Consider the following 11,436-nt stretch of genomic DNA (forward strand, 5'->3'; position numbering starts at 1 on the left):
TTGTCGCTCTTGATTGCCCTGCTTCAAATCCGGCCGAAGCCGGTCGCCGCTTAGGGCTCGGATTGTTCACGGTCGACTAGTGAGCACTCTCCAATATGTTAGGCTCTGTCGCAGTAGCGCAACAAGCTCAGTCTTTGGATGGGTGGTATGAGGATGAGACGACTGAATGTGTACAGGCTCAGTCTTTTTATCGAGGCTCTCGTTTTTGTCGTAAGCGCGTTCGGTGCGACGTGGCTTACCAGCTTTGTGAACGCGCCATGGTGGACATATGTGATTATAGCGGCCATCGCTATGGGCATGTTCGTCGCCGTGCGTGGGGTCCTTTCTGAGCCGCAACGTATGGGACTCTTGGCACACAACTCGGCAGCGACCTCTGCGTGAACCCAGACGCCTTGAAAATGTGCCCGATGCGTCCGGATTTTTGGCGGTGATCTTCATCAAATGCGATGAGCTGCAATTTCTGGCGACGGCCACGCTAAGGGCGGGCCTCCAGCACCATGTTGAACGGTGTCTCCGCGGCGCGACGCAATCGCTTGAAGCCGCCGCCGGTCACAACCTTGCGCAGCCTCGCCTCACCGGCCTGGGCTCCAAGCGCGAGCCCGACTTCCTGCGACACGGATGCGGGCGTGCACACGAAAGTGGAAGCGGCATAGTAAACGCGGCCGACGGGATTGAGGTTCGCCGCCAGATGATCATGCGCGAACGGCTCGACGATCATCCACGTGCCGTCCGGCTTGAGCGATCCGTGGACATGGGTGGCGGCGCCCGTCGGGTCGCCCATGTCGTGAAGGCAATCGAAGAATGTGACGAGGTCATAGGTTCCGGGATAGCTCTTGGCGGCCGCCACGTCGAACCGCGTGTTAACGCCGACGCCGGCTACCTCGGCCGCCTTGCGGGCGCGCTCAATCGAAGGGGCATGATAGTCGAAGCCGACGAAGCGCGAATTGGGGAAGGCCTGTGCCATGAGCACGGTCGATGCACCATGACCGCATCCAACATCCGCGACGTCCACGCCGCGTTCGAGCTTCTCGACGACGCCCTCCAAGGCCGGCAGCCAGGAGTCGATCAGATTGGCATTGTAGCCTGGACGGAAGAACCGTTCCGTACCGCGAAACAGACACGCGCTATGATCGTGCCACCCGACGCCCTTGCCGGACTGGAATGCCTGCCTCACCTTTTCTTCATCGAGCCACAGCGCGGACAGGAACTCGAATGCGCCTGCCATGAAGGCCGGGCTGTCTTCATCAGCGAACACCAGCTCTTGCTCGGCGTTGAGATAGAATTTGTCGCTCGCTTCATCGTAGTCGACGTAACCCGCCGCCGCCTGCCCGGAAAGCCATTCCCTTACGAGGCGTTCCTGGGTGCCGGTGCGTGTCGAAAGTTCGGCGGCCGTCATCTTGCCGCCTTCGCGCAATGCCTTGAACAGGCCGAGTCTGTCCCCCAGCAGGACTCCCGCGCCCGTTGCGATCGCACCGAGATCGCCGACCATTTTCCCCAAGAATGCGTCCAACTTTTCCTGATTCGCTTCAGACATCTGAATCTCCCTTTGGGTTCAATCTCTCCAGGCGACGGAGCCGTGCTCGTCATGAGGCGCCTTGAGCATCAGATGCTCGAAGACATGCAGATATCCCCGGCGGCTCATTCCGCGCTGCCGATCCTGCACCAGACCATATGGGTGACGACCGGCGCGGTGGTCGGGAATGACAGCCACCTCCATGCCGTTGAAAAGCAGGAAATCCGTCACTTTGCCCTCGTCGGTAACCGGCGGAGCCGGAGTGGTCGTCACCAGGGCAAGCCCTGTTGCAGCAGGTATCCTTGGGCAGCCTGTCAGAACATCGATGACTCCGGTTGTGGTGCCGGGGTGGGCGATCAGGGGCCAAGTGATTGTTCCGCGGCGGCTGTATGTTGTGGTAAGGTGATCATGCGAACTCTTGTTGGTCGGTCACGTGTTTTGCGGATGACCCGCATGTACTGTGCCAAATGAGAAAACCATTCAAACGCAATCCAGTAGATCTGACTGTATCCGACATTGTCGGAATTTGGACATCGCCGAACGCGAAGCGCTCGGGGCTTGTGACGATACTTGAGCGTGCTGCTTCGGAGGAGGGATGAGCCTCGAACCGGCCGCGAGGCCTTTTTCTGGCAACGGATATTCCGGCCGGGTTAGGCCGCGAGGAAAGCGACGGTGAATAAGAGGTAGAGGACCAACCGTTTTGAGCGGGTAGTTGCCGTGTTGCGCCCCCAGGCAAAGGCCAGCACCACGGAGCAGTATTTCTGGTGGCGATACTACAACGCCTTTTAGTGCCGGTTACCCGTTTTTACCCAGTTGGCCTGGTGCATTCAGAGCGAGCTCGTTGGAAACCGCTTATTGTGGCTATGAGCGAACTCGGGATGGAGGAGTGGACCCAAAAATTGGCAAAATGCCCCAGGGAGGATTACATGGGTCGCTCATTCCCCGTACTCGTTACAGGTGCGCGTCGCTTCGCAAACAGCTTGCTTTTGACTTGGCGTTTTTTGCCGTCTCGGCATCGCTCACTAATTCGGCCGCTGCCGACACCGTGAACTGGCGTCAATTCGAAGGGACCAGCATAACTTGGGCCTACGACATCCACCCCTATGCGGATGCTCTCGCTGCGCAATTTCCGGAGTTCGAGAAGCTGACCCGGCATCAAGGTCACGCCGGAACTCTACCCAGACGATTCTTACTGGAACAAGATGACGATCCAACTGACGACGAAGTCGCCAGCATGGGATGTGTTCGGCACTGGCATTCAGCCCGCGTAGGACCTCGCTCCGAGTGGCGCCCTGGAGCCGCTGGACAAATACCTGAGCGATTGGAAGCTTACCGATGCTGGATACGACTACATTACGTGGACATGATCAAGAAGTGCGCGGCTCCTTCCTTCGCGTCCGGCCGCAGCGCGATGACGATCGACTCAAATATGTTCGGCTTCTGGAACGATGTTGCGGGGAAGCCGGCATCCGGCAAGATCGCCTTCGCTCCGCCGCTGCACGCACCGAGCGCCACGAGCTTGGAGTCTGACATCTGGATCTGGGCTCTCGCCATGAACGCGGCTTCCGAAAAGAAGGGCACGGCCTGGCTGTTCATCCCGTGGGCCACCTCCAAGCAGGTGGCGCTCAAGGGTGCCCTTGCTGGCCAGCTCGTCAATCCGCCGCGCACGTCGACCTGGCAGACGACACCTGGACTAAGTACGCTTCGCAGCCCGAGTTCAACAACTTCGTTGACAGCTTCAAAAAGATACAGGACCAAGCCGCGCTGGCTTTCACACCGCGTGTCGGCTTCGGCGAAGCCATGAACGCATGGGCCGTGGCGATGCAGAAGATGGTAAACGGCGATGACGTCGAGACGACGTTGAGGGCGCTTGCCGAAGAAATCCGCACTGGCCTCTGATCAAAAGGAACAGGGCAGTACTATTGCACTGCCCTGTTCCCGCCAACGGCGGAGATCACGCCGTGTCACCCCAAGCACTTAAACCCAGCGTGCCGATGGCAGCCGAAGGACCTGGCGCGCGCGCCTCGTCCGGTTCGGCTTCGCTGGAGGGGCGTTCCATCGACTGTTTCAGCCTTGCAATCATCCAGGCGCTGGCCAAAAGCCAGATGGAGCGCCGGCTCAGGAACCGGCGCAAAAACTCGAGCCTGCCGGCGCTGATCGAGCTGGTGCTGGCGCGGCCGCTGGTGTCGGCAGGTCTGGTCGCGGCCGAGCTGAAAATTAGCCAGCGCGCTGCGCTCGGGCTGGTGCCGAACTCGGCATCCGTGAGGTGACCGGCAGGGGGCGCTACCGGGCGTGGGACCCCGTTTAGCTGCGGCGGGCTTTGGCGAAAGCGACAGCACTGATGATTTTTGCTGTACGCTCATTCTCCCTCATCTGCGCGTTGACAGAAAACCAGCAGGCGAGGGTCACAGCACGCTGTGCTCCCCGCGATTTCCGGAAAACCAATGAAAAACGACTTTGATCGATCGCGCGGGACGTATCATTCAACCATGTCGAGAACGGGCGTGACGGCACGTACACTATGGACCGAGAGAACTTTGTCTGGCGACTTTGCGCACGCTTGCAAAACTCTTCGGAAAACTTCCTTCTGTTGATCCAATGATCGTAATGAGCTGGAGTGGCATCGCCGCTCTCCTCGGTTCTTGCTCTCTCAGTTGAACTTGATGCTAGCCTGCACGAAAACGCCGTAGCGCTTTGCCTTCCAATCGTCGGCCTGCGGGGAACCACGACCGCCCATTGCCTCTTCGAAATGAGCGGTGCCGTTATTCGCCACGGCCGCAACACCGCCTCGAGCTGGACGCCATGCCCATCGCCGTCTTCGGGAATTAGCTTGATCTTGGGCGCATGTGGTGCTGCTCTTTGCCGTCGAGCCGCGTGAAGAGGAACGCCACGTCACCAGAAAGGCTGAGTCGCTCGGTGAGTTGCGTCTGCCCGGCCAAGCCGAGTCGCAGCGAATGCCAATCGTTGTCCTGGCTGAGAGGTTGACGTAGGTGGGACGGTTGGCACACAGGTTCCCCAGTTGGTCGCCTGCTGCGTGCAACCGAAAGCATCGTAGCTCTCGTGCCAGAAATTGTTGCCAACAAAAGCACCGATGCGGTAGCGCGGTGAGTTCAAGAAATTATATCCAAGATCGGCGGTGAAATAGCTGACGCCGCCCCCGCGCTGATCACTGAATGTGTTTGAGTAGCCCCCCATTTCCGTAAGAAGTCCTCGTCATGAGAAAATCCTCCCTGATGCCGCCCGCACCGAGGAGGCCTTTACGAAAATGCCAGTCGGATTGTGGACTCGAATGCGCGTCTAGATCGTCATAGGTGAGCCGCGAGACCAGTGACGTACCTTTATGATTGTAAAGTTCCTTCGATGCGTTGCCGGTACTGGCCAGTAACGTAGTCCACCCTCGAAGGAAAAGACTGAGGCCGCCGACCCGGCTACCGACGCCGACTCGCAATCACCGGCACTCGACGGCGGTTCGGAACTTCTCGGTGCCGCAGCGCCGGCCAAGCCGGACGGGCCCGGTGAAAAATTCGTCGTCGAGGGCAAGGCGCCCGCTGCTGCGCCCGGCCGCGCCGACGATTTTTCTTGGCCGCCAAGGCGGCAGCCTGCGGCCGGGGCCACAACCGAAACGACCACGGCGATCAGTCCGTAAGCTGCCCGGGGCAGCGGAAGGGCGGAAAGCGCCTTCAGGTGGCCGCACAAGTAGGGTCTCGAGACGGACTCAGCGCGGCAGCACGCTCGATCCCATCAGCGCCTCATCGATGGCGCGCGCCGCCTGGCGGCCCTCGCGGATCGCCCAGACGACCAGCGACTGGCCGCGCCGCACGTCGCCCGCCGCATAGAGCTTTTCGACGCTGGTCCTGTAGTCCCGGTCATTGGCCTCGACATTCTTCGAGCGGCGGCTGTCAATGGCGATCTTCATCTGGCCGGCCAGTTCCGACACCGGCCCGCGAGCGGCTGGCCCGGCAAAGCCGATGGCGATGAACGCGAGATCGGCGCGGATGACGAATTCGGTGCCGGCGATCGGCTTGCGCTTTTCGTCGACTTCGCAGCATTTGACCCCGGTCAGCTGGCCGTTTTCGCCGATGAATTCAAGCGTCGCCACCTGGAATTCGCGCTCGGCGCCTTCGGCCTGCGAGGATGACGTGCGCATCTTGGTCGCCCAGTATGGCCAGACCGACAGCTTGTCTTCCTTTTCCGGCGGCTGCGGCCGGATGTCGAGCTGGGTGACGCGCACCGCGCCCTGGCGGAAGGCGGTGCCGACGCAGTCGGAGGCAGTGTCGCCGCCGCCGACGACGACGACATGCTGGCCGCCGGCGAGGATCGGATGCGACGGCCACGCCACCGACTGGATCGGTTCGCCGCCGACACGCCTGTTCTGCTGCACCAGATAGGGCATCGCGTCATGCACGCCGCCGAGATCGTCGCCGGGAATGCCGGCCGCGCGCGGCGTTTCGGAACCGCCGCAATAAAGCACGGCGTCATGTTCGGCGAGCAGCTCGGCAACCGGCTTGTCGACGCCGACATTGACGCCGCAATGGAAGGTGACGCCCTCGCCCTGCATCTGCTCGATGCGCCGGTCGATATAGTGCTTCTCGATCTTGAAGTCGGGAATGCCGTAACGCATCAACCCGCCGGGCCGGCTCTCGCGCTCATAGACATGGACGTCGTGGCCGGCGCGGCCGAGCTGCTGGGCAGCCGACATGCCGGCCGGGCCGGAGCCGATGACGGCGACGCGCTTGCCGGTCTTCTTCTCCGGCGGATAGGGCCTGATATGGCCGGTCTCGTAAGCCTTGTCGGCGATCGCCTGCTCGACCGTCTTGATGGCGACGGGGATGTCCTCGAGGTTCAGCGTGCAGGCTTCCTCGCAAGGTGCGGGGCAGATGCGGCCGGTGAACTCCGGGAAATTGTTGGTCGAATGCAGGTTGCGGATCGCATTGTCCCAGTCGCCATTGTAGACGAGGTCGTTCCAGTCCGGGATCTGGTTGTGGATCGGGCAGCCCGTCGGCCCATGGCAGAACGGAATGCCGCAATCCATGCAGCGCGCGGCCTGTTTCTCGACCTCTTTGTCGGACATCGGCAGCGTGAATTCGCGGAAATGCCGGATGCGGTCGGAGGCCGGCTGGTACTTGTGCACCTGCCGGTCGATTTCGAGAAAGCCTGTTACCTTGCCCATAGTCCAGTTCCTGCTGTCCAGATGGTGCGCCTGGCGACGCCCTGCAGCTGGATCAGATGGGGCATCCCGTCCACACATGGGCCGCACCAAGTTGCCCAAAATTCGACTATGTACACTTGCCGGGCTCAAAGCTCGTGAGGGGCTCGCCATGCAGCCAGTTCTCGACTCTAATCGAAGGAGCCGGGGACTCCATCTGCAATACCACGTTGCGGTCCAAAGCTATTTCCAAAGGTTTCTGCACGAGCTGGTTTCCTCTCAGAGACGGCACACGGGTTCAGGGAGGAGCGCATCGCTCGTCTTGCCCCATTGAGTGCAGTCACAGTCACTCAGTCTCAAAAGCCATGCCAACGCGCTCAGCGCGCAGTTAGCGCCCATTGCTTCGAAAAACCTCGTCAGTGCCCAGATGTTGGTTGTAATGAACCTGACATTTGTCTGACGCTGTCAGCTTTTGGACACGCGATCACGCGCTTCGTGCCGCCAGATGGCCAGGCCGAGCCCTGTGTTGCCAGCGGTCGCTTCGATGATTGTACCGCCCCGCGCGTGCCACGCTGTTCGGCATTAACGATCATCGACAACGCAATGCGATCCTTGATCGATCCGCCGGGATTCTGGCTTTCGATCTTGACGAAGCGACGACACCTGCCGGTATCGAATCTCTTCAGTTCGACGACCGGCGTCTCCCCAATCAGATCGAGCACTGACAAATGGCGGACGCAGGCGAGAGGACGCCTTTGTCGACGGTCGGCGGAACATCTCGAGGCTCATGCGGCTGCGGTCTCCAGAATGTCGGCATAGTGCCGTTGCGCAATATCGGGATGCGAGCGCAGTCGGCTCTTCAGCAGTTGCGGAACAGGGGATTGTCGGGGTCGCTGGCGGGGCACCCGCTTCGGCAGCCAGTTCAGGCGGCAGGTCAAGAAACCGTATGTCGGCATCAAGCCGCGCGCCGAAGAAGAAGGGAATAGAAACAGTGCCCTTCGAAAGACCCAGGGCGACGGAAATCATTGCATCGGGCGAGTTCATGCGCCTGAAGCAGCGCTGGCTGCAACTGCTTCATAGCGACAGGCGGGCGGAGACTCTAGCGGGGCTTTCGCCGCTTGGTTGATTGAGGCTCTCGACGAAGCCACTAAGATTCGGCGGCCGATAATAGCTTGCTGCTCATTGGGACGCCGACCAACGCCGGGATTGAGAAAGGCAACCCTGCCCCACAAGGCGGGTGTCACACGTGCGGTGCGTCCGCTCGTCGCGCCGGATGGTCTTTGAGACCTGGGTTCACGGCTATTCAGATGCACCCCTGTCGGCTTTTCGGTGCAGGCCGCCAGGCGGCGTGTTGCAGCAGCGGTAATTAGTTTGAGAGCGTGCGAGCACGGGCTGCATAGTGAGATCATTTGCCGGCGTGGGGACCAAGGTGTGGCGCAGCCTTAGAGAACTCAACACCGAGACCGGAGCAACGGAGACGGCTCTTTCGTCGAGACAGTTTAATTGGAAGGCCGAGAAGCACCGGCTGGGTAGCGTCACGCCGCATCATTCTTTGCGGAGCTGGAGCGCGCGGGATCGCTGGAGCGGCTGGTGAAAGCGGTTGCCGGGGCGCACGCCAACAACAACACGTGAGCTGGCGCCTCGTGTGGCAAAAGGAGGGGGCGAGAGCCCATGGCCTGCAATGAAGCGATCAAGCATTGCGATCGTGGAACCAAGCTGCCTAGTCGACCATCCGGACCGCGGCCTTCAAGCCAGCTCGCCTTGGAATCGGCCTTCCAGGAATCACCGTCAAGGCCGACTCACGACCTTTTCGCCATGAGCCGCGAAGAGGGCATTCCGCCGGAAGCCGATGGCTGCCTTCTCTCGTTCATCGACGGCTATGTGGTGAGCGGCCATGTGCCGGTCGGCACGGTCAACAAGCTCTTGACCGAGCGGCCCGACATCAAAGGGCATGACGCTGCCCGGCATGCCGATGGGCTCCCCCGGCATGAGTGGCACGAAGGAAGCGCCCTTCGAGATTCTCGAAATCCGAAAGTCTGACGCGACCGGCGGCATCTACGCCACGGAATAGGAGGCTTCGATGATGGAATGCATGAGCGGCATGATGATGTTCGGCACGGGCCTGGTGTGGCTGCTTGTCGTCGTCGTGCTCGTCCTCGGGACGGCCGCGCTGATCAAATACCTGTTCTCCAGCGGCGGCAAAGGAGAAGGGCGTCGGTCCTCTTATCGATGCGTGGCCGCGGCAGGCCTCGGATTGGTCTGGACATTGCCTTGGCTCGCCAACCGGATGGCCGCGCCCCGGCCGCGGCGATAGCGCTAGGCAAGACGGTTTTAGCCAGGCGAAGGTCAGCGCGATTGGAAAGCCCGCTGCCTTCGGGACGCATGCCGGCGCCGGGACCGGCCGCGGTCGTCGGCGGCGGCTACCAGAGCGACATGCCGGGCTTCGGGAATGTCCTCACCGACGAGGAGATCCGGGCCGTTCTGGCCTTCATCAAAAGCACATGGCCCGAGCGGGAACGCGCCTATCAGGCAGATGAGCCGCCGGGAGCGGGAGCAGACACAGTGAGACCAATCCTAGCCGCGGAGCCCTCGAACGCCCCCAACCGGAATGCATTGTCCATGAAAGCGAAACCGTCGCTTGCGATTCAATTTCTGGCGCTGATCCTCGGGACCTCCGCGCTGGCCCACCATCCGGGCGCCGATCTCGACAAGATGAGGGACAGCGCGGAGAGGTTCTTCCAGGCGATCGACGAGCAGGCCGCGCCGCCTTTCGAACTGGCCGACGCGGACGGAAGGGCCGTCCGCCTTCCGATCTCTCCGACAAGATCGTGGTGCTCTACTTCATGACGAGGTAACCTTGGAAGAAGAAGGCGACGGCCACTGGCGGCAGGATGGCAAGCACGCTGGCCGCAAAAAGCGGCCCATACTCATAGAAGCGGGCCGGTTCTGTCGCAAATCGTGCTTTTGGCCACAACTGGACGCTTTCGCGCGCTTATGGACCAGCTCACATGACAGGGCTCGACGTGCCCCGGGGTGGCGCCCTACTTCCACGCTCGCACTGTCACACTCCCGCCGAAAGGCGGGTTTAGTGAGTTATGGCAGTGACTGTGCCACCAGTCCAAACGTCGAGTTTCGCGGCAACTTCGACGCTTTCCTTAGCTGACTTGCCCAAAACCAGCGCGGCCAAAGCATACTGCTTGCCGCTCCCGATGGCATAATATTCACCTTTCACGGGATCACTTGGCAGCCAATTGCCGTCCAACAATACGGCTTCCCCATTTTTGCGCACTATCAGCGCCTCAAATTCAAAATTGTCGTCGTTGCGCGGCACAGGAATATCAGAAACATCCATGCCCTTCTCAACCCAGTCTCGAACGGCCTTTGGAATACCCAAGGACGAAGAGGAAACGCCGATGAGTGTGCCGTCGCATAAGCGAAACACCTTCGTTTTCTCACCGACGGATACTGAGTCAAAACCCAAGGCTCGGCCGTCGCCAGCCATGGTTCCGTTCCTGTAAGCTATTGTTGTCATTGGCACCCTTCTATCGCTGCATCAAACTTCAGGACCTTGCGCATGTCCCCTGTGTCAAGGTCACTGACCGACGGCCTATTTGCCTGATACACGATACAGGCTGCGCTCCTTGAGTTCGCGCACGGGTGGCCGTCATCTTGCCGCCTTCGCGCAATGCCTTGAACAGGCCGAGTCTGTCCCCCAGCGGGAATGACAACCACCTCCATGTCGTTGAAACGCAGGAAATCCGTCACTTTGCCTCGTCGGTAACGGGCGGAGCCGGAGCGGTCGTCACCGGGCAAGCGCGGTCGCAGTAGGTATCCTGGGCAGCCCGTCAGACATGGATGGCTTCGGTTGTGTCATGCGACTTCTTGTTGGTCGGTCACGTGTTTCCGGATAACCAGCATGCGCTGTGCCAAATGAGAAAACCATTTAAAGTCAATCCAGCAGATCTGACTGTATTCCGACATTGTCGGAAATTGGACATCGCCGAACGCGGGCGCTCGGGGCTTGTGATGATACTTGGGCGTGCTGCTTCGGAGGAGGGATGCGCCTCGTACCGGCCGCGAAGCCTTCCTGCATTTAAGGCGCCAGATCAATTGAACGCGATGCCGGGCAGCGTCGCAGCGGCTAAGCCAGCCACTCGCATTGCTCCCTGACAGGATGGTGCCGATCCTGCTGAGATCGCATGCTGGCGCGACGTTGCTTTGCGGCCACCGTCGCGCCTGCCCGTGAACTGTTCGCGCCTGTGCTCATGCTCGCCTTGACACCCTCGATGGGTCCATCCGGGATGGTCAACCATCCGGAACATAGCGGGCAGGCGGGCATCTTCACCAGCAGTCTCTGTGTCGCTCTCGTGGCGGCAAACAAGATCGAGGCTGGCGGGGTGATGATCAACGGTCCTCGAACCATCGATTTTGATCGCGGTGGCCGTTCAGTGCGTTCAAGCACGAGGCGCCGTTAGACGGCACCGCAGCATCATAGCGAAGTGCCATGCAGGACGACTCCCTGCAGCATCGTCTCGCGCAGCCAAACACTTGCCGGATCACTGTTGTGAACGGCCGGGCGTTTGACGGCCTGTGACGCGAAAAGGCAACGGAAGATCTAGCATTTATGGGGGAAATGTTTTTTCGGAGTGCTTGACCCGCAGGAAGGGCAGGGCATGACTGCCTATCGCCCGACCCGGCAAGGCCGCACTCATGACCGGCTGGGCTCGGTTAATCCTGCATGCCGCGCCCATGAGGTTACTTGTCCGGAGTGCGTCGA

Annotated in this window: 8 protein-coding genes and 6 pseudogenes; 7 read left to right on the top strand and 7 right to left on the bottom strand. The window is 60.7% G+C overall.

Features of this window, described 5'->3' with window-relative positions; translation table 11 throughout:
* Positions 1 to 475: 475 nt before the first annotated feature.
* Together P9217_RS30000 and P9217_RS30005 are read right to left on the bottom strand one after the other, a co-directional pair.
* Positions 476 to 1,534 carry a class I SAM-dependent methyltransferase gene (locus P9217_RS30000; protein WP_024504268.1) on the bottom strand — a complete coding sequence of 353 codons (1,059 nt, stop codon included), beginning with the start codon at positions 1,532 to 1,534 and terminating at the stop codon, positions 476 to 478.
* Between the two features lie 57 nt (positions 1,535 to 1,591).
* Positions 1,592 to 1,813, bottom strand: a pseudogene (locus P9217_RS30005) (insulinase family protein); the annotation flags it as partial.
* A 1,057-nt stretch (positions 1,814 to 2,870) separates the two neighbouring features.
* Between P9217_RS30005 and P9217_RS30010 the strand changes: the two are divergent.
* The 3 genes and pseudogenes from P9217_RS30010 to P9217_RS30020 all read left to right on the top strand — a co-directional run.
* A complete protein-coding gene (locus P9217_RS30010; protein WP_236383562.1) occupies positions 2,871 to 3,317 on the top strand; it encodes an extracellular solute-binding protein in 447 nt (148 codons plus the stop codon).
* A gap of 157 nt (positions 3,318 to 3,474) precedes the next feature.
* A complete protein-coding gene (locus tag P9217_RS30460; protein WP_236473435.1) occupies positions 3,475 to 3,783 on the top strand; it encodes a helix-turn-helix domain-containing protein in 309 nt (102 codons plus the stop codon).
* Between the two features lie 1,181 nt (positions 3,784 to 4,964).
* Positions 4,965 to 5,159: pseudogene (locus P9217_RS30020) on the top strand (DUF459 domain-containing protein); the annotation flags it as partial.
* Positions 5,160 to 5,228: 69 nt separating this feature from the next.
* Here P9217_RS30020 and P9217_RS30025 read toward each other — a convergent pair.
* From P9217_RS30025 to P9217_RS30040, 4 genes and pseudogenes are all read right to left on the bottom strand, one after another.
* Positions 5,229 to 6,683 (bottom strand): glutamate synthase subunit beta, encoded by a 1,455-nt coding sequence (locus P9217_RS30025; RefSeq protein ID WP_063169408.1) that lies wholly within the window; start codon positions 6,681 to 6,683, stop codon positions 5,229 to 5,231.
* A 41-nt stretch (positions 6,684 to 6,724) separates the two neighbouring features.
* Positions 6,725 to 6,888, bottom strand: a pseudogene (locus P9217_RS30030) (thioredoxin domain-containing protein); the annotation flags it as partial.
* 278 nt (positions 6,889 to 7,166) lie between these two features.
* A pseudogene (locus tag P9217_RS30035) lies at positions 7,167 to 7,436 on the bottom strand (pyridoxal-phosphate dependent enzyme); the annotation flags it as partial.
* An 8-nt stretch (positions 7,437 to 7,444) separates the two neighbouring features.
* A pseudogene (locus P9217_RS30040) lies at positions 7,445 to 7,649 on the bottom strand (isopenicillin N synthase family oxygenase); the annotation flags it as partial.
* Positions 7,650 to 8,450: 801 nt separating this feature from the next.
* Here P9217_RS30040 and P9217_RS30045 point away from each other — a divergent pair.
* The 3 genes and pseudogenes from P9217_RS30045 to P9217_RS30465 all read left to right on the top strand — a co-directional run.
* Positions 8,451 to 8,730, top strand: a pseudogene (locus P9217_RS30045) (DUF411 domain-containing protein); the annotation flags it as partial.
* A gap of 21 nt (positions 8,731 to 8,751) precedes the next feature.
* A complete protein-coding gene (locus P9217_RS30050; RefSeq protein WP_245462946.1) occupies positions 8,752 to 8,973 on the top strand; it encodes a hypothetical protein in 222 nt (73 codons plus the stop codon).
* A gap of 41 nt (positions 8,974 to 9,014) precedes the next feature.
* The gene (locus P9217_RS30465) at positions 9,015 to 9,506 is read left to right on the top strand and encodes a cytochrome c (RefSeq protein ID WP_244514239.1); all 492 of its coding nucleotides are present in this window, start codon (positions 9,015 to 9,017) and stop codon (positions 9,504 to 9,506) included.
* Between the two features lie 238 nt (positions 9,507 to 9,744).
* On the opposite strand, the gene P9217_RS30065 is transcribed toward P9217_RS30465, so the two are convergent.
* Positions 9,745 to 10,161: a hypothetical protein gene (locus tag P9217_RS30065; protein ID WP_063169404.1), complete on the bottom strand. Its 417-nt coding sequence runs from the start codon at positions 10,159 to 10,161 to the stop codon at positions 9,745 to 9,747.
* A gap of 697 nt (positions 10,162 to 10,858) precedes the next feature.
* Here P9217_RS30065 and P9217_RS30070 point away from each other — a divergent pair.
* Positions 10,859 to 11,134, top strand: a complete 276-nt coding sequence (locus tag P9217_RS30070) for a hypothetical protein (RefSeq protein WP_063169403.1) — start codon at positions 10,859 to 10,861, stop codon at positions 11,132 to 11,134.
* The last annotated feature ends 302 nt before the right edge of the window (positions 11,135 to 11,436 follow it).

The sequence above is a fragment of the Mesorhizobium sp. WSM4989 genome (assembly GCF_029625795.1).
In the GTDB taxonomy this organism is placed as follows: Bacteria; Pseudomonadota; Alphaproteobacteria; order Rhizobiales; family Rhizobiaceae; genus Mesorhizobium.